Annotated in this window: 26 protein-coding genes and 4 pseudogenes; 12 read left to right on the plus strand and 18 right to left on the minus strand. The window is 63.3% G+C overall.

Annotated features, from left to right (window positions below; translation table 11 throughout):
• Positions 1-39: 39 nt before the first annotated feature.
• The 5 genes and pseudogenes from ETW23_RS16325 to ETW23_RS16345 form a co-directional block, all read right to left on the minus strand.
• A pseudogene (locus ETW23_RS16325) lies at positions 40-682 on the minus strand (hypothetical protein).
• A complete protein-coding gene (locus ETW23_RS16330) occupies positions 682-816 on the minus strand; it encodes an aa3-type cytochrome c oxidase subunit IV (protein WP_129369833.1) in 135 nt (44 codons plus the stop codon). The pseudogene ETW23_RS16325 and the gene ETW23_RS16330 overlap by 1 nt, the downstream one beginning before the upstream one ends.
• A 187-nt stretch (positions 817-1,003) precedes the next feature.
• Complete coding sequence (locus ETW23_RS16335) at positions 1,004-1,456, minus strand: DUF6173 family protein (RefSeq protein ID WP_134830638.1); 453 nt, start codon at positions 1,454-1,456, stop codon at positions 1,004-1,006.
• A gap of 27 nt (positions 1,457-1,483) precedes the next feature.
• A complete protein-coding gene (locus ETW23_RS16340) occupies positions 1,484-2,530 on the minus strand; it encodes an MBL fold metallo-hydrolase (protein ID WP_134830639.1) in 1,047 nt (348 codons plus the stop codon).
• Between the two features lie 3 nt (positions 2,531-2,533).
• Positions 2,534-4,237: an acyl-CoA dehydrogenase gene (locus tag ETW23_RS16345; protein ID WP_134830640.1), complete on the minus strand. Its 1,704-nt coding sequence runs from the start codon at positions 4,235-4,237 to the stop codon at positions 2,534-2,536.
• Between the two features lie 142 nt (positions 4,238-4,379).
• Here ETW23_RS16345 and ETW23_RS16350 point away from each other — a divergent pair, with 142 nt between their 5' ends.
• Positions 4,380-5,330, plus strand: coding sequence for an L-threonylcarbamoyladenylate synthase (locus tag ETW23_RS16350; protein WP_134830641.1), 951 nt, complete (start codon positions 4,380-4,382; stop codon positions 5,328-5,330).
• Positions 5,331-5,699: 369 nt separating this feature from the next.
• Here the strand turns inward: ETW23_RS16350 and ETW23_RS16355 are convergent.
• Positions 5,700-6,256 (minus strand): annotated as a pseudogene (locus ETW23_RS16355) (YqgE/AlgH family protein).
• Between the two features lie 189 nt (positions 6,257-6,445).
• On the opposite strand from ETW23_RS16355, the pseudogene ETW23_RS16360 reads away from it, so the two are divergent.
• Both ETW23_RS16360 and ETW23_RS16365 read left to right on the plus strand, forming a co-directional pair.
• Positions 6,446-7,257 (plus strand): annotated as a pseudogene (locus ETW23_RS16360) (protein-disulfide reductase DsbD domain-containing protein).
• Entirely contained in the window at positions 7,254-7,715 is a 462-nt protein-coding gene (locus tag ETW23_RS16365; protein WP_134830642.1) for an NUDIX hydrolase, read from the plus strand. The pseudogene ETW23_RS16360 and the gene ETW23_RS16365 overlap by 4 nt, the downstream one beginning before the upstream one ends.
• Here ETW23_RS16365 and ETW23_RS16370 read toward each other — a convergent pair.
• From ETW23_RS16370 to ETW23_RS16395, 6 genes and pseudogenes are all read right to left on the minus strand, one after another.
• A pseudogene (locus ETW23_RS16370) lies at positions 7,685-11,079 on the minus strand (efflux RND transporter permease subunit). The gene ETW23_RS16365 and the pseudogene ETW23_RS16370 sit on opposite strands and share 31 nt — an antisense overlap.
• Before the next feature lie 5 nt (positions 11,080-11,084).
• Entirely contained in the window at positions 11,085-12,539 is a 1,455-nt protein-coding gene (locus ETW23_RS16375) for an efflux RND transporter periplasmic adaptor subunit (RefSeq protein WP_134830643.1), read from the minus strand.
• A gap of 128 nt (positions 12,540-12,667) precedes the next feature.
• On the minus strand, positions 12,668-13,210 hold the full coding sequence (moaB, locus tag ETW23_RS16380) for a molybdenum cofactor biosynthesis protein B (protein WP_129369824.1): 543 nt from the start codon (positions 13,208-13,210) through the stop codon (positions 12,668-12,670).
• Between the two features lies 1 nt (position 13,211).
• Complete coding sequence (locus tag ETW23_RS16385) at positions 13,212-13,832, minus strand: LysE family translocator (RefSeq protein ID WP_134830644.1); 621 nt, start codon at positions 13,830-13,832, stop codon at positions 13,212-13,214.
• The gene (locus ETW23_RS16390) at positions 13,829-14,428 is read right to left on the minus strand and encodes a metallophosphoesterase family protein (protein WP_134830645.1); all 600 of its coding nucleotides are present in this window, start codon (positions 14,426-14,428) and stop codon (positions 13,829-13,831) included. Before ETW23_RS16390 ends, ETW23_RS16385 begins: the two co-directional genes overlap by 4 nt.
• A gap of 15 nt (positions 14,429-14,443) precedes the next feature.
• Complete coding sequence (locus ETW23_RS16395) at positions 14,444-15,208, minus strand: uracil-DNA glycosylase family protein (protein WP_134830646.1); 765 nt, start codon at positions 15,206-15,208, stop codon at positions 14,444-14,446.
• Positions 15,209-15,415: 207 nt separating this feature from the next.
• Between ETW23_RS16395 and ETW23_RS16400 the strand changes: the two genes are divergently transcribed.
• The 6 genes from ETW23_RS16400 to ETW23_RS16425 are packed head-to-tail and all read left to right on the plus strand — an operon-like array spanning position 15,416 to position 19,468.
• Entirely contained in the window at positions 15,416-16,366 is a 951-nt protein-coding gene (locus ETW23_RS16400) for an aspartate carbamoyltransferase catalytic subunit (protein ID WP_129369820.1), read from the plus strand.
• Between the two features lie 4 nt (positions 16,367-16,370).
• Positions 16,371-16,904: a hypothetical protein gene (locus ETW23_RS16405; RefSeq protein WP_134830647.1), complete on the plus strand. Its 534-nt coding sequence runs from the start codon at positions 16,371-16,373 to the stop codon at positions 16,902-16,904.
• Entirely contained in the window at positions 16,904-17,287 is a 384-nt protein-coding gene (locus ETW23_RS16410; RefSeq protein WP_134830648.1) for a hypothetical protein, read from the plus strand. Before ETW23_RS16405 ends, ETW23_RS16410 begins: the two co-directional genes overlap by 1 nt.
• Positions 17,284-18,594 (plus strand): dihydroorotase, encoded by a 1,311-nt coding sequence (gene pyrC, locus ETW23_RS16415; RefSeq protein ID WP_134830649.1) that lies wholly within the window; start codon positions 17,284-17,286, stop codon positions 18,592-18,594. Before ETW23_RS16410 ends, pyrC begins: the two co-directional genes overlap by 4 nt.
• Positions 18,594-19,199 carry a glycerol-3-phosphate 1-O-acyltransferase PlsY gene (gene plsY, locus ETW23_RS16420; protein ID WP_134830650.1) on the plus strand — a complete coding sequence of 202 codons (606 nt, stop codon included), beginning with the start codon at positions 18,594-18,596 and terminating at the stop codon, positions 19,197-19,199. Before pyrC ends, plsY begins: the two co-directional genes overlap by 1 nt.
• Positions 19,196-19,468, plus strand: a complete 273-nt coding sequence (locus ETW23_RS16425) for a hypothetical protein (protein ID WP_134830651.1) — start codon at positions 19,196-19,198, stop codon at positions 19,466-19,468. The genes plsY and ETW23_RS16425 overlap by 4 nt, the downstream gene beginning before the upstream one ends.
• Here the strand turns inward: ETW23_RS16425 and ETW23_RS16430 are convergent.
• Positions 19,458-19,808: a hypothetical protein gene (locus ETW23_RS16430; protein ID WP_134830652.1), complete on the minus strand. Its 351-nt coding sequence runs from the start codon at positions 19,806-19,808 to the stop codon at positions 19,458-19,460. The genes ETW23_RS16425 and ETW23_RS16430 overlap by 11 nt on opposite strands.
• 240 nt (positions 19,809-20,048) lie before the next feature.
• On the opposite strand from ETW23_RS16430, the gene ETW23_RS16435 reads away from it, so the two are divergent.
• From ETW23_RS16435 to ETW23_RS16445, 3 genes are all read left to right on the plus strand, one after another.
• Positions 20,049-20,522 (plus strand): YHS domain-containing (seleno)protein, encoded by a 474-nt coding sequence (locus ETW23_RS16435; RefSeq protein ID WP_129369814.1) that lies wholly within the window; start codon positions 20,049-20,051, stop codon positions 20,520-20,522.
• Between the two features lie 124 nt (positions 20,523-20,646).
• On the plus strand, positions 20,647-21,183 hold the full coding sequence (locus ETW23_RS16440) for a GbsR/MarR family transcriptional regulator (protein WP_134830653.1): 537 nt from the start codon (positions 20,647-20,649) through the stop codon (positions 21,181-21,183).
• A gap of 189 nt (positions 21,184-21,372) precedes the next feature.
• The gene (locus ETW23_RS16445; protein ID WP_134830654.1) at positions 21,373-22,194 is read left to right on the plus strand and encodes a fatty acid desaturase; all 822 of its coding nucleotides are present in this window, start codon (positions 21,373-21,375) and stop codon (positions 22,192-22,194) included.
• Here the strand turns inward: ETW23_RS16445 and ETW23_RS16450 are convergent.
• The 5 genes from ETW23_RS16450 to ETW23_RS16470 form a co-directional block, all read right to left on the minus strand.
• Positions 22,191-22,901 carry a GGDEF domain-containing protein gene (locus ETW23_RS16450; protein WP_167738136.1) on the minus strand — a complete coding sequence of 237 codons (711 nt, stop codon included), beginning with the start codon at positions 22,899-22,901 and terminating at the stop codon, positions 22,191-22,193. The two genes, ETW23_RS16445 and ETW23_RS16450, sit on opposite strands and share 4 nt — an antisense overlap.
• A gap of 101 nt (positions 22,902-23,002) precedes the next feature.
• On the minus strand, positions 23,003-24,373 hold the full coding sequence (locus ETW23_RS16455; protein WP_134830656.1) for a glutamate--cysteine ligase: 1,371 nt from the start codon (positions 24,371-24,373) through the stop codon (positions 23,003-23,005).
• Between the two features lie 65 nt (positions 24,374-24,438).
• Entirely contained in the window at positions 24,439-24,966 is a 528-nt protein-coding gene (locus ETW23_RS16460) for a hypothetical protein (RefSeq protein ID WP_134830657.1), read from the minus strand.
• A gap of 253 nt (positions 24,967-25,219) precedes the next feature.
• Positions 25,220-25,876, minus strand: a complete 657-nt coding sequence (locus tag ETW23_RS16465; protein ID WP_134830658.1) for a hypothetical protein — start codon at positions 25,874-25,876, stop codon at positions 25,220-25,222.
• Positions 25,876-26,601: a 16S rRNA (uracil(1498)-N(3))-methyltransferase gene (locus ETW23_RS16470; RefSeq protein WP_134830659.1), complete on the minus strand. Its 726-nt coding sequence runs from the start codon at positions 26,599-26,601 to the stop codon at positions 25,876-25,878. Before ETW23_RS16470 ends, ETW23_RS16465 begins: the two co-directional genes overlap by 1 nt.
• Between the last annotated feature and the right edge of the window lie 6 nt (positions 26,602-26,607).

A 26,607-nucleotide genomic window follows, 5' to 3' on the forward strand; every position in this document is an offset into this window, starting at 1 on the left:
CGCCCGCCCGGCGCCTGCGGCTTTATCCGGGCGGAAGTGCTATTCAGCAGTGCTCAGCGCGGCGTCGCCTTTGGCAAGGCCTGCCTGCAGATCGGCGCTGTCGGTCTCATAGTAGCGGTCCGTCACCACGCCGGGCAGCTGGCCGAACTGGGCCGACAGTTTTTCCGGGTAGAAGGTGCGGTTCAGGCTTTCGAACCCGGGGATCTGCTGCAGGATGCCGATGGTGGCCTGGGCGCAATAGGCGCCCGGCACACGGCCATTGGCCACCGCCAGCTGATAGGCTTTCTGGGCCTGCTCGGGCGTTACCTCGACCCGCTGCACCACCACATGGAAGGTGCTGCGGGCATGGGCGCCGCGATAGGCCTGCTCCACGGCGGGAGTAATGCCATACAGAACGTCATTCCGCTCTGGCACCACTGAGGCATAGAACGAACCTGCGGGGTCGAAAATCACCCGCTCGGAGGCGTTGATCATCAGCGACGCATGGCCGCCCCGCCCGGTGCGGTTGTTGATCATCGTGTAAAGGGTCAGGGTCGCCGGGCCGGGCTGGCGGTAGGCCACCCGCGCCAGCGTTTCAGCATCCGCATTGGGTTGCTGAGGCGCCGCGCAGCCCGCAAGCGCCAGCAGGACCGCGCCAAGACACAGCAGATTACGCAAGGCGCGCGCTCCTTGAACCGGAAATCAGGTGGCGAAAACCGCCAGGAACAGAGCAAAGAAGACCAGGGCAATGCAGGAGCGGGTGATAAAGGTCAGAAAGCCGTTATAGACTTTTTCCTGAACCGCGGTGTCCATGGTGCCGTGCTGATGTTCAGCCATGTGAGTTTTCCCTCGAATTCACGTGCATTTTCCCTGTGATTACTGGATTTGCTGCCCTCTGTCACCACGTCATTCGGGCGCATCTGTCAGAAAAACGAGGCGAATTCCACAACACCACCCGCATCCATGGCGTCCGGCCGGCCCCGGCACGGCGCCCGGGCGAATCGCCCAGGCCCTTCCCCTGAGCTTATTCCTGCTCCAGATCCGAAGCGAGGCGGAATCCGATTCGGTTGGCCGGGGCTTCTTCCCGCGCTTTGGGCACCGCCCGCAGCATCACATTCAGCTGGCTGACATGCTGCACCAGCTGGGTGCGCGCGCCGGGGCCTTCGCTGCCGTAAAAGGTGATGATATCGGGATCGTAATAGCCCATGCCTTCGATCCGCAGCACCCCGGCATTGCCGCCGGCAAAGCCCATCGCAACCTCGTGCTCGCTGTCCAGCTGCTGTTCGAAATTCTGGATATAAAGGATCAGCCGCTCATAGGCCCAGCGTGCCGGGCTTTTGGCGGCATCCTGCTTTTGCAGTTTTTCCGGAACCTTGCGCAGGCCCGCACAGGCCTCGGGGTCGGCATGGACTTCGTGCACGCAGGGCAGCACCGCCGCCTCTGCCGCCTCGGCGCTGGTCGAAATCTCGTCGCTCATGGTGTCTCTCCCCGAATGCGGGGTGCGTCACCCCTTGCGCTGATAAAGCCAGGCGCCGTCACCGCGTTTCCAGCGGTCCACCTGGCCGGTGTGGTACAGATGATTTACATGGGCCACCGCCTCGACCAGCGCAAGCCCGTACTCGCCTTCGCCGATTGTGCGCTTGAACAGCGGCGCAAAGCAATCGGCGGCAGTCTGCGGCACGGAAAGATGATCCATAAGCCGCTCCAGCGCGCCGTGGTGATTGCCGATCAGTTGCTGCATCCGCAGCGGCAGCCGGGTGAACGGCAGCTTGTGCCCGCCCAAGGCCAGATGATCGGGACGCGCCAGTTTCGACAGGCGCTCGCAGGCTTCCAGCCATTCGCCCAGAGGATCTGCCATCGGTTCGGTCGCGTAGACGCCGATGTTGGGGCTGATGGTTGACAGGATCTGATCGCCGGTGATCACCAGATTGTCATCGCGGCTCCAGAAAGTGGCGTGTTCAGGCGCGTGGCCGTTGCCGATATGCACGTCCCAGTCGCGCCCGCCCATGCAGATCGCATCCCCCTGTTTGATGCGGGTGAAGCCCAGCGGCATCGGGTACACGGTGTCGGCAAAATTGAAGGGCCGGTCGCTGGCGCGTTTGTCATAAAACGCCTGATCCATGCCCGCACTGCGGTAATAGGCCAGCGTTTCCTCGGGCCAGGTGTCCTGCACGTCCAGGGTCAGCATCCGGGCAAACAGCCAAGCCGTGCGGGTGGTGATCAGTTCGGCGCCGTGTTCGGACTGGAACCAGCCGGCCAGGCCAATGTGATCCGGGTGATGATGGGTGCCGACAACGCGGGTAACCGGCTTGCCCTTCAGCGGGCCGGCCATCAGGCTTTCCCAAATCGCGCGGCTTTTGCGGGTGTTGAACCCGGTGTCGATCACCGTCCAGCCATCGCCGTCATCCAGCGCGTAGATGTTGACGTGATCCAGCTTCATCGGCAGCGGCTGACGCATCCAAAGGACGCCCTCGGCCACCTCTATAGCTTCACCCTGCGCAGGCGGTTCTTCCCACGGGGTGCGCGGCGAGACGTCGGGGATATCAGTCACAGATCAACCTGCCAGTTCTTCAAGGCTGAGGGCAAAGGTGCCCGCAGCGCCGGCCTGCGCATGGGCCAGCAGGCTGGCATGTTCGGGCAGCATCCGGGTGATGTAGAACCGCGCCAGTTTTTCGCGCGGGCCGCCCTGGTCCGCCATCGCTGCCGCCAGATGGTAATGGCCGCCCAGCACCCGGGCAAAGGCCCGCAGGTAGGGAACCGAGCCGGCAAAGCGGTCCTGCATATCCTGCTGGGCGACCAGCCATTCGGTGGCCTCACGCAAGGACTCGCAAGCCTGCCAGACAGATTCCGCCATGTTCGGATGGGTGGCGCGGGCCCGTTCGGCCTGCTCTTCGATCTCGTCGATCAGGGCAAAACCCATGTCGCCGCCATCCATCATCTTGCGCGCGACCAGGTCCATCGACTGGATGCCGTTAGTGCCCTCGTAGATCGCTGTCACCCGCACGTCGCGGTAATATTGCGCGGCACCGGATTCCTCAATAAAGCCCATACCGCCATGCACCTGCACCCCGGTCTCAGACACCCGGATTCCGGTGTCGGTGCCAAACGCCTTGGCAATCGGCGTCAGGAACGCCGCGCGCGCCGCCCAGCCGCTTTCACCCGTGGCGGTCTGCATGTCGATCGACTGCGCGCAGGCCAAAAGGATCGCACGGGCGGCAAACAGGTCTGCCTTCATTTCCATCAGCATCCGGCGCACATCGGCGTGGTCGGCAATGAAACCGCTGGCGGTGCGGCCCTGCTTGCGCTCCAGCGCATAGGCCAGCGCGTGCTGATAGGCGCCCTCACCGGCGCCAACGCCCTGCCCGCCCACGCCAAGACGGGCATTGTTCATCATGGTGAACATCGCCGCCATGCCTCCATGCTCCGCGCCGACCAGCCAGCCGGTGGCGCCGTCATATTGCATCACGCAAGTGGGAGAGCCGTGCAAGCCCATCTTGTGCTCAAGGCTGACGACCTTGAGATCATTTGCCGTGCCCGGGCTGCCGTCGGCATCCGGCAGGTATTTCGGCACCAGGAACAGCGAAATGCCTTTGGTCCCCGGCGCGCCGTCCGGCAGCCGCGCCAGCACCAGATGGCAAATATTGCCGCAGAAATCATTATCGCCCCAAGAGATAAAGATCTTCTGGCCGCTGACCGCATAGGTGCCATCGCCATTCGGCACCGCCTTGGAGCTGAGCGCGCCCACGTCCGAACCGGCCTGCGGTTCGGTCAGGTTCATAGTGCCGGACCATTCGCCGGAGATCAGCTTGGGCAGGTACAATTCCTTTATCGCATCCGAGGCATGATGCTCCAGCGCCTCGATCTGGCCCTGGCTCATCAAGGGGGCCAGCTGCAGCGACAGGCAGGCGCCTGCCATCATCTCGTTCACCGCAGTGGCCACGGTCAGCGGCAGCCCCATGCCGCCGTGTTCCTCCGGCGCGCTCATGCCGATCCAGCCGCCCTCGGCGATGGCTTTGAACCCGTCACCGAAACCGGGCGAGGTCCGCAGGACGCCGTTTTCCAAAAAGGCCGGGGTCAGATCGCCGTTGCGCTGCAAAGGGGCCATCACCTCGCCGCACATTTTGCCAGCCTCGTTAAGGATGGCGCTCACTATATCTGACGTTGCCTCGGCAAATCGGTCTGTGGCCGGGATGGCATCATAGCCGACAACATGGTTCAACAGAAACTCATACTCGGAAACGGGGGCACGGAAGGTCATGGGCGTCCTCTGGCGGTCATTTAAGGGGCGTCCTGGCACGGGCAGCCTTGGCTTCCCGGCACGGGCCTATTATGGTCATTGGCTTGACCGATTACCTAATCGGACGCTCATTTCAATCAACCAAAACGCCGCGTCACCCGGAATGCCCCTGCAAAGCACAGAAATCCTTGCCGCCACGGCAACCGGTATTGCCCGGGCCGCCCAACTGCTTCGGGAGGGTAAACTTGTCTCCTTTCCCACCGAAACAGTCTATGGTCTCGGCGCCGATGCCCGGCAGGGCGAGGCTGTGGCCGCAATCTATGAGGCCAAGGGGCGGCCCTCCTTCAACCCATTGATCGCGCATGTGCATTCGGCCGAGGCGGCGCAGCGCTATGTTCAGTGGAATGAGGCGGCAGAGCAGCTGGCCCAGGCTTTCTGGCCTGGCCCGCTGACCCTGGTGCTGCCGCTGCGTGCTGGCCACGGGATTTCACCGCTGGTCACTGCCGGGCTGGAAACATTGGGAGTGCGCGTTCCGGCCCACCCTGCTGGCCAGGCCTTGCTGCAGGCATTGGACGGCCCGGTTGCCGCCCCATCCGCCAACCCGTCCGGCAAGATCAGCCCCACCACGGCGGCCCATGTGCAGGCAGGCCTGGACGGGCGCATTGCCGCGATCCTTGATGATGGCGCCTGCGAGGTCGGGCTGGAATCGACCATTGCCGGACTTGCAGGCCCCGCGCCGATGCTGCTGCGTCCCGGCGGGCTGGCAGCAGAAGAGATCGAAGCGGTGCTAGGCCGCAAACTGGCGGTACGCGATGTGCACGACCCGCTGACCGCCCCCGGCCAGTTGCTGTCGCATTACGCCCCCGGCGCGCCTGTCCGGCTGAACGCCAGCGCGCCAGACGAAGGCGGGCTTTTTCTCGGCTTCGGACCGGGGGTGTGCGACCTGAACCTTTCTGAAAGCCGGGATCTGGCTGAGGCCGCCGCCAATCTCTTTGGCCATCTGCACCGGCTGGACTCCCTTGGCAAACCCATCGCGGTGGCGCCGGTTCCGGATCACGGGTTGGGTGAAGCCATCAACGACCGTCTCCGCCGCGCCGCCGCGCCAAGGGATTGAGCCGTCCCAGCACCTGACCAACAGGGCAGAACACTCCCGCCTGTTTGAAACCCATCAAAGATGGGTGCCAAACTGTTGGTCATGGCGCCGCGCAAGCGCGGCGCGGCCCAGCCATGCACCCAAGCCGCTGATTTACTTCCGCCAAGGAAGCACAACCACCGCCACTGCAGCGTTTCCAATTGATGAAAGCCTCCGCCCTTCCGGCCTGGAAACCAGCCCCGGCAGGAAATCCGGGACGGGCCCCGCCTCAGCGGGAGGCGCGCCGTGCTTGCGCGGCGCCACGCCCAACCTTTTTCCGGTCATCTATGATGAATGGAACAAAGGGCGGGAGCACCCGGTTGAGACGGCGCAGCGCATCTTACCTGCCGCTCAGGCGTGGCCAGCGCTGGCTGACAGTGTCAGCGGATCGACGCCAAGGGTTTTCAGCGATGCTTCCCATTTGCTGTCGTCCGCCAGGCTGAAAACAAGATCCGGTCTGGCGTCGGCCGTCAGCCAGCCGTTCATGGCAATCTCGGATTCCAGCTGCCCCGGCCCCCAGCCCGCATAGCCCAGCAGCACCAGCAGTTGTTCCGGACCCTGCCCCAATGCGATGTCTTCCAGAATATCCAGCGTCGCGGTCATCGAGAACCCGCCCGGCACTTTCAGCGAGCTCACGTCCGATTCGTAATCCGGTGTGTGCAGCACAAAGCCGCGCTGGGTCTCCACCGGGCCGCCGAACCGCACCGGCAATGCCGCGGCCGCGCTGCCGTCTTCGCCCAGGTCCAGCTGCTCCAGAAGATCCCCAGCGCCACCCCTTCCGCGCGCTTGTTGACGATGAGACCCATCGCCCCTTCCTCGCCGTAGGAGCACAGGAAAACCACCGAATGCTCAAACCTTGGGTCGCCGATTCCGGGCATTGCAATCAAGAGCTTGCCAGTCAGATCCATGAAATTCCATCTTTCCTGCTGCCTGCCTCCACCATGACGTCCCCCTGCCTGTCACGCAAGAGGTGCAAAGGCCATGTCCGGTGAAGCCTCCGGCAAAATTGCCGCAAACCTGCCCTTACTCCAAGACAATGACCCGAACGTGACTTGGCAAACCCTGCCGCCAAGCGCATCTATCAAGGCATGAAACCGATGCAAAACAGACACGCTGCCGCCCTGGCGGCCTTGCTTGCCGTGACAGCGGGCGCCCCGGCCTTTGCTGGCGCCGCTGACAACGGGATTGTGCAGATTGAGGTGCTGGACGGCGGCATCACCCGCGCGGCACCTATATGGGAGCGCTGCGGATCAAGCTGCAGCCGGGTTGGAAGACCTATTGGCGCGCGCCCGGCGACGCCGGCATTCCGCCCAGTTTTTCGTGGCGCGGTGCGCGCAATGTGGGCGGGCTGTCGATCACCTGGCCCGCACCCGAGATTTTTGAAACCTCCGGCTACCGCACCATCGGCTATCACGATCAGCTGGTGCTGCCGGTGGAAATCACCCCGGAGAAGCCCGGCAAGCCGGTGCGGCTGAAAGGCCGGATGCAGCTGGGTGTCTGCAAGGATGTCTGCGTGCCGGCCGAGCTGAGCTTTGACCAGCAGCTGGACAGTGCCGCAGGCCGTAACCCGGCAATTGCCGCTGCGATGGCCAGCCGTCCCTGGTCGGCCAAAGAAGCCGGTGTGCGCCATGCCGCCTGCAGCCTGCGCCCGTCTGAATACGGGATGAAAGTCACCGCCCGCATCTCGATGCCGTCCGCCGGCGGCGAAGAGGTTGCGGTGATCGAGCCCGGCAATCCAAAACTCTACGCCGGCGAGACAACCACCCGCCGCGAGGGCGGTTTGCTGGTGGCTGAGACTGAATTCCTGCCCGCTGACGGCAAAGCCTATGCCATTGACCGCTCGCAGTTGCGGATCACGGTGCTGGGGCAGAACCACGCGGTGGACATCCAGGGCTGCAGCGCCGGATGAGCACCGCCAGCAGCCCTCAGCGTCCGGTCCTGGGCACCATTGCCGTGGTCTGCCGCCATTTCGGCGGGCGGGACCAGGTCATCCTGGTGCAGCGCGGCAAGGACCCGAATGCGGGCTGGTGGGGGTTTCCCGGCGGCCATGTCGAGATGGGAGAGACCGCCCTGCAGGCCGCCGCGCGCGAGTTGCAGGAGGAAACCGGAGTTATTGCCAAGCCGCTGGAATACCTCACCAATGTGGATGTGATTTCCCGCGATGCGGCAGGCACGGCACAGCGCCAGTATCTGCTTACCGTGGTCCTGTGCGGCTATATCAGCGGCGAGCCGGTGCCGGATGATGATGCCGAACAGGCCGAATGGATCCCGATTTCTGAAATCGAAAGCCGCGGCCTGCAATTGCTGGAACAGGTGGCGGATGTGGCCCGGCTGGCTCAGACCCGCTGGCGGGCGCTGAACCGGTAGGCAATGCCTCCGGCCAGATAGGCCAGCAGCGCCAGAACCAGCGCCCCCGCAATGCAGGCCAGCAGTCCGGCGCGCACCGGCTCCATTGCTGCCAGCGCAGTAAACGCCCGCAGCGCCGGATGCAGCGCGCCGGTGGCCATGGCCCAGCCCAGCGTCAGCACCAGCCAGCCAAGCTGTGCCAGCGCGGTGCCCAGCACCAGCCAGCGCAGCCCCCGGCGCCGCGCCGCAACGCCCGGCGCAGCGAGGTCATCGGGCGTGAAAGGTCCCGCTGCATGGCCACCAGTGCCGGCACCACCAGCAGGACCAGGAACATGCCAAAGCCAAGGCCATAGACCAATGTGATCACCGTCGGCTTCAGGAACTGAGCCTGCTGCGAGCGCTCAAACAGCAGGGGCGCCAGCCCCAGAACAGTTGTCATAGTGGTCAGCATCACCGGCCGCAGCCGGTCAGCCGCCGCGTCGATGATCGACGGCACCAGACCGCGGTCCTGCGCATATTGGTCGATGGTCGTCACCAGCACGATCGAATCATTGATAATGATCCCGGTCATTCCCAGCAGCCCCACCACGGTGAACATGCTCAGCGGCACCTCCCACATGTAGTGGCCCCAAATCGTACCAACCAGGCCAAAGGGAATGATCGCCATCACCACCAGGGGCCGGGTCCAGCTGGCAAAGATCCAGGACAGCACCAGGTAAATGCCGGTGAGGCACAGGATCAGCCCGGTGCCTGCCTCCTGCAGGAAGGTTTGCTCCTGCTCGGCGAGGCCCGACAGGGTCCATTCCACCTGCCGCTCGCTGGCGATCTTCGGCAGGATTTCCTGCTGCAACGCTTGCATCACGGCTTCAGCCCGGGCGGGGTCGTCCTCTGAGATGTCGCCCGAGACACTGATCACCCGGATACCGTTTTCCCGCCGCACGGTGGAGAACCCGGTGCGCTGGGTGACCGAGACAATATCGGCCAGCGGAACGTAGATCCCGCTTGGCGCCCGCATCAGCGTGCGCTCCAGAAAATCGGCAGTCAGCTCATTTTCAGGCAGCTCCACCCGGATCTTGGCGCTGCGCGGCCCATCCGGGTATGTCGCGGCCTCAATACCATTCAGCCGCGCCCGCAACGCCTGTCCCAGGCTGCCAATGGTGAAATTCAACGCCTGGCCTTGCGGGGTGAGGTCGAGGATCACCTCCTCTTTGTCGTAGGCCAGATTGTCCTCGACGGCTGAAACCTCAGGAAACCGCAGCAGCGCGGTTTTCAGGTCTTCCGCGGCATCCTTCAGCACTTGCACGCCGGGGCCGGAAAATTGCACGTCCAGCGCGTCGCCGCCCGGACCAGACCGCCAGCCGCGGAAAGAGACCGTCTCGACCAGCGGATGCCGCGCCACCCGTTCCTGCAGCTCGGCGACAAAGGCAAAGCTGGAGTAAGGGCGCAGGTCGGCATCGATCAATTCAATCGCGATACCACCCAGCAGATCTGTATCCTTGGCCTCAACCCCGCCAAGGCCGCGGCCCGCATTGCCGCCTACCTCGGCTATGACAAAATCCAGCGGGTTGCGGCCATAGCGGGCGGCATATTCCGCGCCCAGTGCCTCGGTGGTTCGCTGCACTTCCTGCATCATCGCCAGGGTATCACTGCGGCTGGCGCCCTCAACCATGGCGAAATTGCCGGTCACGGAGCCGCGTTCAGGCGCGTTGAAAAAGCGCCACTTCACGTCTCCGTTGATGAACAGCGCCGCCTGGCTGGCCAGAACCACCAGCGCCCCGGCCAGCACCACATAGCGGGCCTGAACCACAAGCCCCATGAACGGGCGGAACGCATTGTCGCGCAGCCAGCGGAAGCCGCGATTCACCATCCGGTTAGGCCAGTCATACCAATGCCGCGCCTGGGCATGGGTCAGGGCATGGGCCAGATGGTTGGGCAGGATCAGAAAACATTCCACCAGCGAGGCCGCCAGCACCGCGATCACGGTGAAAGGAATATCGCGGATCAGCTCGCCAAAGCGCCCGCCTACCAAGGTCAGGCCAAAGAAGGCGATGATAGTGGTCAGCGTTGCCGCAAAAACCGGCATCGCCATCCGCCGGGCCGCATTTTCGGCGGCCTGCACCGGGTTTTCCCCCAGCCGCCGCACACGGAAATCGGCGTGTTCACCCACCACGATTGCATCGTCCACCACGATCCCCAGGGTGATGATCAGACCGAACAGGCTGACCATATTGATGGTGATACCGGCAGCATACATCAGCGCCACGGCGGCAAACATCGAGGCGGGGATGCCCATGGCCACCCAGAAGGCAATGCGGGTGTTGAGGAACAGGAACAACAGGCACAGCACCAGGGCAAGCCCCATCAGGCCATTGTCGATCAGAATATCCAGACGGTCGGTGATGCGGCCCGCGCGGGTGCGGATCAGCTGCGCCGTCACGCCCTGCGGCAGGCTGGCCTGCATTTCGGCCACCACCTCCTGCACCTGGCCCTGCAAGCGGATGGCATTGCCCTGGTCCGAGCGGTCCACCCGGATCGACATTGCCGGATTGCCGTCCACAAAATACGAGCGGTTGCGGTCCACACCCTCGACCCGCACCTGTGCCACGTCGGCAATGGTCAGCACCGAGCCATCGGCATTGGTGCGCAGGACAATGGCTTCCAGCTCGTCGGGTTTGCGTTTCTCGCTGCCGGTGCGCACCCGCGCGTTGGCGCCGCTGACATCGCCTGCCGGATCTGCATCAACCTCTGCCGCTATGACCTCGGCGACTTCGCGCATGGTGATGTCATGGGTCATCAGCATGGCGGTGGGCACCTCGACGATGGTCTCGGGTGCAGCCACGCCGCGGATGGTGGTGCGGGTGACGCCGGCCTCAAACAGGCGGGTCACCAGCTCATCCGCAAACAGACCCAGCTGGCCGGCGGCCACAGGCCCGGATATCACCACATCGGTCACCCGGTCGCGCCAGGCGCCACGGCGCACTTCCGGCTCCTCCGCCTCTTCCGGCAGGGTGGTAATGCCGTCGACCGCGGCCTGCACATCGTCGGTGGCCTGCCCCATGTCCGTGCCAGGCTCAAACTCCAGCGTCAGCGTTGCCCGCCCTTCGCGCGAGCTGGAGGATGTCTCCTCCACCCCGTCCACGGCCAGCAGTGCCGGTTCCAGAATCTGCACGATGGCGCTGTCCACGTCCTCGGGACCGGCGCCTTCCCATTCGACGGTGACGGTGACGCGTTCGACAATCACATCCGGGAAGAACTGCGTCCGCATGTTGGGCATCGCTGCGGCGCCCAGCACCAGCATGATCACCAGCAGCAGGTTTGCGGCGGTGCGGTGGCGGGTGAAGTAACTGAACAGCCCACGGGCCGGCCGGGGGAGCTTGCGGACCATGACCCTCAGCCCCCCATCCGGGATTCAATCCGGGTCACCAGCCTGACGGGCACCCTGGCCTCGGCCAGTTGCTGCAGCATCTGTTCTTTCATTGCGGAAGGCATCACGCTGCTGCCCTCGACAAACGCCACAAGCCTGGCCCGGCGTTCGTCGGTCAGCTCGATTAATTGCGGAAGCGCCTGCACCCCGGCCCCCTGGCGCAGCGGGCGCACTTTAATGCCAGCCCCCAAAAGCGGCGTGCGCCCGGTCACGATCTCGCGGCCTTCCAGTCCTGAACCGCGGATCAGCACGTCATCGCCCTGACGGCGCACCAGTTCGACGGCCAATGACTCCAGCCGGTCCTCAGCCCCCAGCACAAGGACCGAGCCATCCGCGCCCAGCGCCGAGGCCGGAACACGGGCCACCGCCGCGACCTCAGGCTCGGTCACTTTTACGGTGACAAAATCGCCAGGTTCAAACCCCGGCGCAGCCTGCAGCCGGGCATAAACCAAGCGCCCGGTCTGCCCGTCACCGGCAGCCCCGCTGGCGCGGGAAATCTGCCCGGCTGCACTTAACCCTGCGCCGGCGGCATCCAGCGACACCCGCACCGGCGCGCGCAGCAGATCGCCCCCGGCATCAAGCAGCCGGGCGTATTGCGCAGTGGAAACCCGGAACGCTGCCTCCAGCAGATCCGGATCAACCAAATCCGCCAGTTTTTCATTGGCCGAAACCAGCCGCCCCTGCACCAGGTTAACCGCCTGCAAAGTCCCGTCAAAACCCGCCATGATCGTTGTATCGTCCAGCTCGCGCTGCGCTTCGTCCAACGCGATCTGCGCCCGGGCCACGCGGGTGGCAGCCTGATCCACACGCGCCTCTGCCTGGCTGACGGCCTGGCGGCGCGAGATTACCGCCTGGCGTGCCTGCACAGCCGCAAGCTCCGCCGTTTCCACCGTTGCGGCGGTGCCAACTCCGCGCTGCCGCAGATCCACTTGCCGCTGAAAGGCCCGTTCGCGCAGCTGCGCCTGGTCCTGGGTGGCCTGCAATTCGTCCTGTGCCAGGATCAGCGCCCGGCCGGCATCGCGTTCCTCGGCGCGGGCATCCATCATGTCGGCCTCGGCCCGGTCCAGCGCCGCCTGCGCATCCGCCGGATCGATTTGCACCAGCACTTCACCTGCGCGGACCGCGCCGCCGTCTTCGAAATCTTCAGAGAGGTGCACGACCCGGCCCGCCACCGCTGTGCGCAGCTCCAGTGCTCGGCGGCTTTCCACCCGGCCAAAGGCCGTCAGCTCCGGCGCCACGGTCTGCAGATCCGCCGTCACTACATTGACCGCAAACACCCGCTCACGCACTGGCGGTGTTTTTTTCTCCGCATTCAGCTGTGCGTCAATCGCACTGAAAACCAGCTGCCCGGCATAAAGCAGCAGCGCTGCCGTTAAGGCCGCCAGGAACACCCCAGTCACACTCTGACGCAAAAAGCGCATGTCTCTCCCTTCCGGTGGCGGATGCTGCCGGGACCGCCGATGCGGCCAGCCAAAGCGCAAATGCCTTGTGCCCGCTTGGAAATATACGATTTTCCGCACAGGTTTACGAGGTTACACGCCGCGCGGGGTTACTTCCGGCGCAGATGTTCCTCCAATCTGGGCATGATTTCCACGAAATTGCAGGGCCGGTGGCGGTAATCAAGCTGTTTTGACAGGATTTCATCCCAGCCGTCCTTGCAGGCGCCGGGGCTGCCGGGCAGTGCAAACAGATAGGTGCCGCCCGCAACGCCGCCGGTGGCGCGCGATTGCACCGCGCTGGTGCCGATCTTCTGCATCGAGACATGGGTGAAGACGGTGCCAAAGGCCTCGATCTCCTTTTCATAGACATCCCGGTGCGCTTCCACCGTTACATCCCGCCCGGTCAGCCCGGTGCCGCCGGTTGAAATCACCACATCCACCTCCCGGTCGGCGATCCAGGCGCGCAGCTGCGCGGCGATTTCGGCGCGCTCGTCGGGAATGATCTTGCGCCCGGCAAGGGTGTGGCCCGCGTCCCGCAACCGGTCCACCAGCACCTGGCCGGAGCGGTCATCTTCCATTTTGCGGCTGTCCGACACCGTCAGCACCGCAATACGGACCGGGATGAATTCCATGCTTTCGTCAATCCGGGACATTTCACGCCCTCTCCATAATCGCCAGCCGTACGGCCAGCCCTGCAAAAATTCCGGCCGAAACCCGGCCCAGCCAGCGCGCGAACACCGGCGATCCGGTCAACCGCTGCCCGGCCTGACCGGCAAAAACACCAATCAGCCCGTTGATAAAGAAACCACCCACGGCCAGGATCAACCCGAAGACCAGGAACTGCACCAGCACCGGGCCGGCCTCGGGTTTCACAAATTGCGGCACAAAGGCCAGCACAAACAGGATCACCTTGGGATTGGCCAGATTGACCAGCAGCGCGCTGCGAAAAGCGCCGGCCCCGCGCCGCTGCGGCAGCCCCTCCGCCGCCAGCCCCCCGTGCAAGGCGCCCCAGGCCAGATACAGCAGATAGGCCACACCCGCCCAGCGGATCAGATCAAACAGCGCAGGCATCGCGGATACCACCGCCCCCAGCCCTAGCCCCGCCAAGGACACATGCACCATGCTGCCCGCGGAAATCCCGGCACTTGCCGCCACCGCCGCCCGGCGCCCCGAGCGCAACCCCTGGCCAAGACAGAACATCATGTCCGCGCCCGGTGTCAGGTTCAGCGCCAGCGCTGCCGGGATGAAGGCGAGCAAAGTTACCGCATCAATCAAGGCTGCACCTCAAACCAGCTCACCAAAGGGCCCAGATTGGCCACCTGCGTCCTGCCTATGCTGCCGCGAAAGCCCCAGCAATCATGCACATGGCCGCAGAGCAGCAATTGCGGCTGGATCCGCTCCGCCGCTGCCCGGACCGCCATGGAGCCGACGGACAGCCCGCCCGAGGTCACGTCCCCCAGCCCCTTGGGCGGTGAATGGGAGATCAGAATATCCGCATGATCACAGGCCGCCAGCATCGCTGCCGCCTGAACTTCGCTTAGGTCGCAAGACCAGCTGCCAAAAGGTGTTTCAGGCACGCCATAGCCCAGGCCGAACAGACGCAGCCCCTCAAAATCAACGCCCTCGCCATGCAGCACGGTTGTTCCGGGAAACTCTGCTGCACGCAACTCACCAGCGCTTTCACCATTGCCGGGCACCGCCACCATCGGCGCCTTCAACCCGGCCAGCATCGCCACGGCCCGGTCCAGTCCCTGGCGCATATTACAAAAATCACCTGCACCAATCACCAGATCAGCACCCGCGCTGGCCGCCACGATTTCCACCGCGTGGCTGCTTGAAAGATGCAGATCTGAAAACGCGAGAATCTTCATGCGGCTCCTCCTCCGTCAGGACAGGGCGCCCAGCCGTGCCTTCAGCTCAAGAAGATCACCCCAGGCCTGCCGCTTCTGCTGCGGCTGGCGCAACAGATAGGCGGGGTGGAACATCGGCAGCACCGGCTTGCCCCAGGCCTGATCCCATTGCCCGCGCAGCCGGGTAATGCCGCGTTTGCCCAGCACTGCCTGGCAGCTGAGATTGCCCATCAAGACCAGAATATCCGGCTCTGCCAGCGCCACATGCCGCTCCAGAAAAGGCGCCAGCATGGCGATCTCGGCCGGCAGCGGATCGCGGTTCTGCGGCGGCCGCCAGGGCAGCACATTGGTGATATAGACGCTCTCGGCACGTGAAAGACCGATGGCCTCCAGCATCTTGTCCAGAAGCTGACCGGCGCGGCCCGTAAACGGTTTGCCCTGCAGATCCTCATCCCGGCCCGGCGCCTCGCCGATGATCATCACCCGTGCGTCGGCCTGCCCGTCCGAGAACACCAGATTACGCGCGCCGCGTTTCAGGTCGCAATGGCTGAAACCCTCAAGGGCATCGCGCAAGGCCGGCAACGAAGCCGCCCCCTTGGCGGCCTTCTGTGCCACATCAACAGGGTCCGCTTCCTTAGGCTTGGGCGGCGGCGCAGGGGCGGCGCCCGGTTTCGGCTTCGGCGCAGCCTGCTCCAGCGCATAGCGGTCCACTGGCGCATCGCAAAGCGCCTCGGTTGCGCCAAGCTCCGCCTGCCACTCCAACAGCGCCCGGGCGCTCCAGTAATCCAATGCCGATTCCATTCGCTCAAGCTACTCCGCCCGCAGCCCAAGCGGAACACCTCTCCGCGGCCATCTTGCAAATTCAAGTCTTTCATCTTTTCAGAAATACTCCGGGGAGCGCGAGGGGCCGGCCCCTCGCCTGCGCAACGCCTGCCTGCCGCCGCAACGCCTTGCCGCACGCGTGCACCCCGCCTATAAGAACCCGCAAATCAAGCGGAGCTGCCCCATATGTCCTTCGAACACCGCCACCTGCTTGGCATCGAACCGCTGACACCGCATGAGATCACCGCGATTCTTGATCTTGCCGATGAATATGTTGCCCTGAACCGCCGGCCCGAGAAGCATTCCGACGTGCTGGCGGGGCTTACTCAGATCAACATGTTCTTCGAGAATTCCACCCGTACCCAAGCGAGTTTCGAGCTGGCAGGCAAGCGGCTGGGCGCTGATGTTATGAATATGGCGATGCAGGCCTCCTCGATCAAAAAGGGCGAGACCCTGATCGACACCGCGATGACGCTGAATGCGATGCACCCGGACCTTCTGGTGGTGCGGCATCCGCATTCCGGCGCGGTGGATCTCTTGGCGCAGAAGGTGAACTGCGCGGTGCTGAATGCCGGCGACGGCAAGCATGAGCATCCAACCCAGGCGCTGCTGGACGCGCTCACTATCCGCCGCTCCAAAGGCCGGCTGCACCGGCTGAACATCGCGATCTGCGGCGACATTGCCCATTCCCGCGTGGCCCGCTCCAACCTGATCTTGCTGGGCAAAATGGAAAACCGCATCCGCCTCATTGGCCCGCCGACGCTGGTTCCCGGCCAGTTCGCCGAATTCGGCGCCGAGATCTATGACGACATGCGCGAAGGCCTTAAGGACGTTGATGTGGTGATGATGCTGCGGCTGCAGAAAGAGCGCATGGACGGCGGCTTCATCCCGTCCGAACGTGAATACTACCATCGTTACGGGCTCGACGCCGACAAGCTGTCGCAGGCCAAACCCGACGCCATCATCATGCATCCCGGCCCGATGAACCGCGGAGTTGAAATCGACGGAACGCTCGCCGACGACATCAACCGTTCAGTCATTCAGGAGCAGGTCGAGATGGGGGTCGCAGTGCGGATGGCGGCAATGGACCTGCTGGCCCGCAACCTGCGCGCCGAACGTCAGGCGAAAGCGGGCTGAACAGGTGGAGGGCGTAATCCATATCCCGGCAGGCGAACGCGGCGTGATCCGGCTGTTTGCACTCGACATGCGGCCAGAGCAGGCGGCATTCCTGAAGGAACCCGGCGCGCTGGCGCAGGTTCTGGGGATCAAGGTGCTGGATATGGATCAGGTGGAGATCTTTCCGGTCTCGGACCTGGAAGACATCGGCCTGACCGGTTACCTCAACGAAGGCTGCGGTGTGCCGCGGACGCAGGTCGAGGAAGACCGCGAGATGCTGGACGCGTTGGATGGCCATGTGCTGCTGATCCGCTCGCGCGCCTTTGACGGCGCCGAAACCCGGCTGACCCCGGCAGAGCAGATCATCCTGACGGGCACATACGGCGAGCGGCAGACCAATTGGAGCGCCCCGCCCGCAACCGCCGAAAGCGCCAAGCCCAATTCCGCCCAGAAACTTTCCCCGCGGCAGGCGCGCACCCAAGCCCGCCGTATCGGCGCTGCTTTGTTTGCTGTGGTGATGCTGCTGGCCGCACTGCTTGTCTGGGCATTGACGGTTTGATGGCTCAGACCGAATTCAAACCGGACCGCAGCGCCTATGTCCGCGCTCACGCCTGGATGGCGGCGATCGGCATGGGCGGCGCCATGGCGGTTCTGTGGTTCCTGGACAGCCCGCATATCTGGACTGGCGCTGTTGGCGGCCTGGCCGCCATCGCCCTGCGCGGCTGGTATATGGCCAGCGAGGAGCTGGCGGTGGTCTGGATCCTGACGGATACGGCCCTTACCGGCCCAGCGGAACGCAATATCATGCTATCCCAAATCGAGACCACCCGCACCATGGGCAGCTATGTGCAGGTGGTCACCAGGACCGGCGACAAACACCTGATCAAATACCAGGCCAACCCGGCTGCAACGCTTCACGCAATTGAAAGAGCCAAGGCATGACCACTCTCTTCACCAACGCCCGCCTGATTGATCCTGAGGCAGGCACCGATGCGCCTGGTGCGGTGCTGGTGCAGAACGGGCGGATCGCGGCAATTGAAAAGAATGCCGGCGATCCTGACCGGTTGCTGCGCGCGCACAACATCAGGCCGGAGGACGCGGTCCGTCAGGATTGCGGCGGCAAATGCCTGGCGCCAGGCATCGTCGACATCGGCGTCAAGGTCTGCGAGCCGGGCGAGCGGCACAAGGAAAGCTACAAATCCGCAGGACTTGCTGCGGCAGCGGGCGGCGTCACCACCATTGTCACCCGTCCTGACACGGCACCTGCCATCGACAGCCCGGAAACACTGGAATTCGTCACCCGCCGCGCCCAAGCGGATACGCCGGTGAATGTGCTGCCGATGGCGGCGCTGACCAAAGGGCGCGCAGGGCGTGAAATGACCGAGATCGGCTTCCTGATGGATGCCGGCGCGGTGGCGTTTTCCGATTGCGACCATGTGACCGGCAATACCAAGGTCTTTCAGCGTGCGCTGACCTATGCCCGCTCCTGCGGCGCCTTGGTCATTGCCCACCCGCAGGAACCAGTGCTGAGCGCCGGAGCGGCTGCAACCTCCGGCAAATTCGCCGCGCTTTATGGCCTGCCGGCCGTGTCGCCAATGGCCGAGCGGATGGGGTTGGACCGCGATATCGCGCTGCTGGAAATGACAGGTGCCAAGTATCATGCAGACCAGATCACCACAGCCCGCGCCCTGCCCGCGCTGGAACGTGCCAAGGGCAACGGGCTGGATATCACCGCGGGCACGTCAATCCACCACCTGACCCTGAATGAGCTGGACGTGGCCGGCTACCGCAGCTTTTTCAAGGTAAAGCCGCCGCTGCGGTCTGAGGACGACCGGCTGGCCGTTGTGGAAGCGGTGCGCACAGGCCTGATCGATATCATTTCCTCGATGCACACACCGCAGGACGAAGAAAGCAAACGGCTGCCGTTTGAAGAAGCCGCCGCCGGTGCTGTCGCACTGGAAACCCTGCTGCCCGCGGCGCTGCGGTTGTATCATGCCGAACTGCTGGACCTGCCCACTCTGTTCCGCGCTATGTCGCTGAACCCGGCTAAACGGCTGGGGCTGGACAGCGGCCGCCTGGCCAAGGGCGCGCCTGCGGACTTGGTGTTGTTCGATCCGGACGTGCCGTTTGTGCTGGACCGTTTCAAACTGCGCTCGAAATCGCAGAACACGCCATTTGACACCCAGCGGATGCAGGGGCGGGTTGAGGCCACATATGTCGCGGGTGAGCCCGTCTACCGGAGGGACTGATGCCTGTTCTGGAAAGCTCTGCTGCCGTTCTGATCCTGTGGGCGGTGATTGGCTACGGCCTGGGGTCGGTGCCCTTTGGCATGGTCGTCACCAAGGCGTTCGGGCTGGGCAACCTGCGTGAAATCGGCTCCGGCAATATCGGCACCACCAATGTCCTGCGCACTGGAAGCAAAGCCGCCGCGGCACTGACACTGATCCTGGATGGCGGCAAGGGCGCGGCGGCGGTGCTGCTGGCCCGCTCCCTGGCCGGCGAGGATGCGGCGCAAGCGGCTGGGCTGATGGCCTTTCTGGGCCATTGCTTCCCGGTCTGGCTGCGGTTCAAGGGCGGCAAAGGGGTTGCTACTTTCCTGGGCCTGATGCTGGCGCTGGCCTGGCCGGTTGGCATTGCCTGCTGCCTGACTTGGCTGGCAGCAGCGGCAGCCAGCCGGATATCCTCGATGGGAGCGCTGGTTTCGGCGGCCTCAGGCGCTGTTTGGGCATTGGTGCTGGGCTTTCAGCCTGTGGCGGTGCTGGCGGTGCTGCTGGCGGCAGTGGTTTTCATCCGCCACGCGGCCAATATCGCGCGATTGCGTGCAGGCACCGAACCGCGGATCGGCCAGAAGTGAGCCGTGGCTGGCCGGACGCGTTTCTGGCCGCCTTTGATACGCTGCCTTTGGGTGCCTTTTACGGTTCTGCGGATGGGCGGCACTACGCAGTAACCCGCCAGGATCTGGCCGGCGGCAAGGCTCAGAAGCTGGTAGCCTACGAACGCGGCGGCAGGGATTACATCAGCCTCAACCTGTACCGGCTGGCTTTTGGCGCGCAGCTGAAGCCCTGCGAAATGCCCAAGGAAAAAGTGATCCGCTTTGTGCTGGCGCTTCAGGTCACGGTATAAGCCGCTCCAGCGCACGGCCATTGCCCCAGGTGCCGTGCAGCTCGCCGCTGGGCATCCGCACATAGACCACCGGATGGGTCTGGCCCCAGTTCACCCAGATCACATCGCCATTGCGCGAACCGCTGCCGGAATAGGATTGCCCGGCAATCTGCCACTGCATGTCCACGGTCCCGCCATTGTCCTGAATCTGCACGGTTCCGGAATAAGCGCTGCCGTCGGGATTGCGCCCTTCGGCCCGGTAAACACCACTGACGTTTTGCGCGCTGGCCGGGGCTGCGAAAAGAGCAAAAGCCGTCAGCCCGCTCAGAACCGCGCGGCGGCTGGGTAATCCACGTGTCATTGTTGTCTCCATATTGTCTGCGGCAACTTTGCCTGCCGGCGGCGGTGCTGTCACCCGTTCTGCGCATGAATGCACAGAGGGCCAACGTCTGATGCACATTCAAATTGAGTTGTTTTGAACGTGATCGCCCGGCGTTCCACATCAGTGCCGTGACCCGCAGCATACCGCGGCACGTATTATGGAACACCAGCCGGGCGCAAATTCGCTGCAGTCCCGGCCGGCATTGAAAGGACGGGATCCATGAACAAAGTAAAAGCTCTGGTGAGCGGTGTGGCGCTTTCGGTTGCTCTGGCGACTTCTGCTATGGCTGCCGGTGTAGAACTCAACGCCTCCTCAACCGGCCTTGCGCTGCAGGGGTACGACCCGGTTGCGTATTTCACCGTTGGGGAACCGACCCCGGGCAACTGGAAAATCACCGCGCTCCACAATGACGCGATGTACCGGTTCGCCTCGGAAGAAAACAAAGCTGAATTTGAAAAGAATCCGGAAGCCTACCTGCCGGCCTACGGCGGCTACTGCGCCTTTGGCGCTGCCATGGGCTTTAAATTCGACGGCGATCCGACGCTTTGGAAAATCGTCGACGACAAGCTGTATTTGAACCTCGCCAAAGACATTCAGACCCGCTGGGAAGGCGACATCCCAGGTTTCATTGAGAAGGCCGATGTGAACTGGGAAGATATCGAAGACAAAGATCCGGCAGCATTGCAGCAGTAACCCATTATCCACTACTCACAAGCGAACAGCCGGCGGCGGGGCAACCTGCCGCCGGTATTTCTTTGACTTGACACGACTCAGGTTTTCTAATTTTCTGTCATTACAGAAATTTCAGGATACTGTGATGAAACTGACCCCCGCGATGCAGAACTTTATCCTTCACTGGGGCGAGATGGGCACCCGCTGGGGGGTGAACCGGTCGGTGGCGCAGATCCACGCGCTGCTGCATATCTCCACTGAACCAATGACCGCGGACGAGATTTGCGAGGTGCTGGGGCTGGCGCGTTCAAACGTGTCCAACGGGTTGAAGGAGCTGCAGGCGCAGGGGCTGGTCAAGGCCAGCCGCCAGCTGGGCGACCGGCGCGATCACTTCACCTCGATCCGCGACATGTTCGACCTGGTCGATGCGGTGATTGCCGCGCGGCGCGAGCGCGAGTTTGCCCCCACCCTTCGGGCGCTGGCCGGCGTGATGAAAGAGGCCGAGGCCGACAACACCCCAAAGGCGGTCAAAGACCGCATGGGCGAGACCCTGCGGGTGATGCGGATGTTTGACGACTGGTACGCGGATTTCTCCCGCCTGCCCCGGTCGGTGCATCTGGCTGTGCTGAAGCTGGGCGCCAAGGTGGCGCGTTTCCTGCCCGGTGTGAAGAAGCAGGAGTAAATGCGGGCTGGGAACGCCCCCCTGGTCAAAAAAAGATTTGCGAGGTGATTTCTCTAATGACAGGAATAACTGCAACTAACGGCGCCAAAGCTCTGTCCGCTGTGAACCCGCCTGACGCTCTGGACACCTTGTGCGCGGCATCTTTTGTTGCCGCGTCCCTCCACTATCGCACAGGCAAAGAAGGCTGCCATGCACCCGCCTGTTTCCCGTGAAGCCGCCCCGCGCACTGTCATCTGGCAGGATCTGCTGCCGGTCACCCGCCTCCAGCGCTGGGGAGAGCTGACCCTGCCGCTGCCCTGGCTGGCGCTGTCCTGGGGGCTGTATGCCTCCGCTCTTTGGCCATTGGGTGCCGGGGCCAGCTTCATGTTTTTCCTCTGTGCGCTGCGGCTTAATCATGAGGCGATCCACGGCAATCTTGGCCTGCAGCGGCGCGGAGACATTGCAGTTTTGCATATCCTCAGCGCGCTGATGTGCGGCTGCAACTGCTCGGTCGCCTGGAGCCATATGCAGCATCACCGCCACGCGATGGGCCCAAGTGATATCGAGGGGCATTGCGGGCATATGAGCGCCGGCGAAGTGCTGCGCTACGGGCCGCGCTTTCCGTTTGACCTGATCCGCGCCTGCTGGGCGCAGGGTGGCAAAAAATGGCGGCGGCGGATACTGCGGGACGGGATCTGCGTTGCGATGCTGGCCGGGCTGATCCTGTGGAGCGGCCAGCAGTTTCTGCTGCTGCATCTGGCCGCAATGGGCGCGGCCCAATGCATGACCGCGTTTTTTGCAGTGTGGATCACCCATCAAGGCACCGGAAACTCGGGCCTGGCAGCCCGTAGCCAGCGCGGGTTTCTCGCCAAGGCCGCCTATCTGATGCTTTTTCACCGTGAACACCACCTGTTCCCGAAAGTGCCCGTCAGCCGCCTGCCTGAACTGGCTGCACGGCTGGACACCCAAGTGCCCGGCTACGCCGCAAGCCGCCAGCCGGTGGTGCCCTGGCTGGACCCGTGCAGCCGTTAAAACCGGCCTGCCGACTTCACCTGATTCCGGCCGCCGTGCTTGGCTGCATAAAGCGCTTCATCCGCCTCGCGCAGCACTGCCTCCACCGTCCGGCTGCCGTCGTGATAGCCAAGCCCGATAGATACCGAGCACAGAAGGCGTTCCGCTCCAACAGACAGGGCCTGCGCACCAATGGCTTGGCGGATCTCCTCGGCCTTTTGCATTGCGGTCTTCAGAGAAACATCCGGCAAGCACGCAACAAATTCCTCGCCGCCAAAGCGGGCCGCGATTCCTCCGGGCTGAACTCCCTCTTTCAACACGCCCGCCACAAACCGGATAACCTCGTCGCCGGCCTGATGCCCATATGTGTCATTGACCAGTTTGAACCGGTCGATATCCGCCAGCAGAAAGCTGCCCTGAAAATCATTGCCCAGCCCGGCGATCAGCCGGAAGAAGTGATCGCGGCTGTACAGCGACGTCATCTGGTCATGCGCCGCCAGTTTCAGCAGCTTCTCATTCAGAATGTGGATTTCCAGCAGCCGGCACGACGCCCAATACGAGGCAACGGGTGCGATAAGCAACGGCGCCAGCGTCGAAGGCACCAAAGCAGCCCGGCTCAGCCCATCAGGCGCAGTCAGACCGGTCACTATCCAGGACACGGCCAGGGAAACAACAGTCACACAGGCAACAAAAAACCATTTCTGGCTGCTATTTCTGATTGCCAGCATGAAGTCCCCGAAACTATCCCCAAGGATCATCCTGGTGCAATTTTTTGCCGAAAGACAATATATCTAAAGTATAGGCGGCCCGCCGGGGCCGCCTGTGCAGATCAATAGGCAAACTCGCCGTAGATCCGGCTGAGGTCTTCGTCCCAGGCACCGTTGTAACGCGCCAGCAGCTCATCCGCCGGGACCTTGCCGGTGTCGAGGCTGTCCTTCAGAGCGTTCAGGAAGTGGGTCTCATCCGGCACCAGCCCGCCGGCGCCGGGCTTCTGCCGGGCTTTCAGACCGCTTTCCGAGATGGCGACTGCTTCGCGCGCCAGTTCATGCATGTCGATGCCGCCGACCTTGGCCTGCAGCCCCTGTTCTGAGGCCGCCACGCGCAGGGCATCACGGGTTTCCGCGTCCCAGCCCTTGACCAGGTCCCAAGCGGCGTCCAGCGCCGACTGGTCATAGGTGAGGCCGACCCAGAAAGCGGGCAGCGCACACAAACGCCGCCACGGGCCGCCATCGGCGCCGCGCATTTCGATGAATTTCTTTACCCGGGCCTCGGGGAAAACGGTGGTGAGGTGATCGGCCCAATCACTAAGCGTCGGTGTTTCACCGGGCAGCGCCGGCAGCTCCCCCTTCAGGAAGTCGCGGAACGACATGCCCAGCGCATTCACATATTCGCCGTTGCGGTACACAAAATACATCGGCACATCGAGCGCATATTGCACCCAGGCCTCGAACCCGAAGCCCTTATCAAACACAAACGGCAACATCCCGGTGCGGTCGGCGTCCAGATCGCGCCAGACGCGGGCGCGCCAGGATTTATGGCCGTTGGGTTTGCCGTCGAGGAACGGTGAATTGGCAAACAGCGCGGTTGCCACCGGCTGCAGCGCCAGTGCAACACGCATCTTCTGCACCATGTCAGCCTCGGATTCGAAATCGAGGTTCACCTGCACGGTGCAGGTGCGGCGCATCATGGTGGTGCCCATGGTGCCGACCTTTTGCATATAGCCGTCCATCAGCTTGTAACGGCCCTTGGGCATCAGCGGCATGTCTTCATGGCGCCACACAGGGGCGGCGCCCAGACCGATAAAGCCGACACCGATCTTGTCGGCGATATCCTTCACGTCGCGCAGGTGGGCGTTCACCTCGTCGCAGGTCTCGTGGATGGTTTCCAAAGGCGCACCGGAAAGTTCCAGCTGCCCGCCCGGCTCCAGCGAGATATTGGCGCCGTCCTTGGTCAGGCCGATGAGGTTACCGCCTTCGGTCAAGGGTGCCCAGCCGTGGCCGTCGCGCAGGCCTGTCAGCACCGCCAGGATCGAGCGTTCGCCCTCATAAGGCAGCGGCTTCAGCGTATCTTTGCAGAAGCCGAACTTCTCATGCTCGGTGCCGATGCGCCAGTCTTCCTTGGGCTTGCAGCCGTCGGCAAGATATTCGGCAAGCTGTTCGTGGCGTTCGATCGGTCCGCCGCCGGACTGGGGAATGGACATGCCTGGCACTCCGTCCTGTTAGGTCTGTCATGAAGGGTCAGTCGTGGGCGGAATCACCGCCGGTGTCAATGCAGGCGCTGATGTTCGGGCCGGCTGGAAGAGCGCTCCCAGATCACGACCTGGTGAGGGCCGCGGCGGCGCAGTTCGGTCAGCATCCGTTCGGTCTTAAGCCCCGGCAGAGCAGCAAAGACGTCAAACAGCGCCTCGTACCCTTCGGCATTCACCGGGATTGCCAGCGGCGGCTGGCCGGGTTGCTCCAGCAGCCAGTGCGGCGGTTTTGAGGATTGATCCAGCGCCAGCCGCTCCAGTTCGGAAGCCGCTACGGCACCACCGGTGAGCGGCCCGAAATAGGCGATCTGCCCTTCGTCGACCTGAACGACGCCGGGTCCACTGGTGCCGCGCCGGAAGCGCATCCGCTGCGCGCCGATAACAGCTGTCACCAGACCGGTGGCCACAAAGGCCCAGCCGGTGATCGCGGTGAAACCAGCTTCCGAGAAGGCCCATTTCAGCCCCAGCAGGAACATCAGTGCCGCAGCAAGGACCTCGCGCCATTGCCAAAGGGCGGCGCGGGCTTCGGGGCGGATGAAACTCATGTGTCTCGCCTCTAAAAAAACGTTCGGCAGGCGAAGCTGCCTGCCCTGCCCTTCTTATTTGTGGCGCCGGGACAACGGATGCAATGGCCGGCAGGCTGATTGCAGACCACTGTGTCCTTCCAGGTGTCACTGACACCAGCAGTTCAGCCGTTCGCCGGCTCGGACTCCCCACGCCGCCTTCCATGTTAACACGACCCAGTTTTGAGGGTCTAAGGGAGGACAAAGATGGTTAGCGCTTTGCCAGCCTGAACTTCTAGAAGTTACTCATCCTGGCACATCCAGAATATGGCGCTTGAATGGCCTCAAACTCCATAAGCGTACAATCCAGCAGCAGCTCCAGGCCTCCAGCAGTCTTGCGGAAAAGCTTGCCGCCTTCGCATTCGTACTGCTGCAGCAACTCAGGAATTTTCCCGCGTTTCACTTCGATAGTTCGGGCGAGTTCTTCCCGCTCATAACCGGTCAAACCAATTCCCCGCGGGCGGTATGCATGCGCCCAATTTTGGAATTGCCGGTTCAAGACCAGTCCACTTTCAAGCAAAATTTCATCGCGGTCATCGACAATATGCTTGAAAGTCACCACTCGCTTGTCGAGAAAGTATCCCCCTGTGTCGTACGCAGTCAGCTCAGGGAAAAACTCCAACGCTGTGAAATATGGAGGGCGGCTAACGGCAGAGAATAGATGCGGTGTGCCTTTTTGCATTGCGCTGTAAATGAAATATTCGCCATCAGGCGATAACGCACAATCAAATCCGTACACTCTTGTTTTGACCCACTGCCCTGGCACAATCTTGTCGCCATTTGTATCCCAGGAAATCAACCGGTGCAGGCTGCTGCTTGCCCGGTAAAGGATTACGGCTGTAGAGTTCTCCGCAGCAAAAAACAGGTGCAATTCGCGGTGCGGTTTGTCCATCACCAATCTCCCAGCACCTGCTGCCAAAGTGTCATCGCCGCAACTGCCGCCGTGTCGGCCCGCAGAATGCGGGGGCCAAGGCTGACCACATGGGACTGCGGATGATTGTGCAGCCGTTTTCGCTCAGTTTCCGAGAACCCGCCCTCAGGGCCTATCAGAATGGCCCAGGGCGCACCCTTTTGGGTCTCTGCCGCCAGTTGCAGCGCGTTGCCCACCTCGGCCTCATCGCAGAACATCAGTTGGCGCCCGGCGGGCCATTGGTCCAGCAGGCGCGAGAGCTTCTGCAGCTCAGCCACCTCCGGCACATAGGTGCCGCCGCATTGTTCCGCTGCCTCCACCGCATGGGCCTGCAGCCGGTCCCGGCGTATGCGCTCGGAATTGGTGAACTCGGTCTGCACCGGCAAGATACGGGCGGCGCCCATCTCAGCAGCCTTCTCAACAATGAAATCGGTGCGCGCCTTCTTGATCGGCGCAAACATCAGCCACAGGTCCGGCGGCATATGCAGCGGCTTGGTCTGCTGCTGGCACACAAGCGTGCCGCCGCGCTTTCCCGCCTCGGCGACCTCGGCCAGCCACTCGCCGTCCTGGCCGTTGAACAGCGCCACATGGGCGCCTGTGCCCTGCCGCATCACCCCGAACAGGTAATGCGCCTGATCACGATCCAAGGGAACCGATTGCCCTGCCCCCAAAGGGTGCTCTACATACAGTCTGATTTTTGCACTCATGGGGTC

The organism is Leisingera sp. NJS201 (assembly GCF_004535885.1).
Lineage (GTDB): Bacteria > Pseudomonadota > Alphaproteobacteria > Rhodobacterales > Rhodobacteraceae > Leisingera.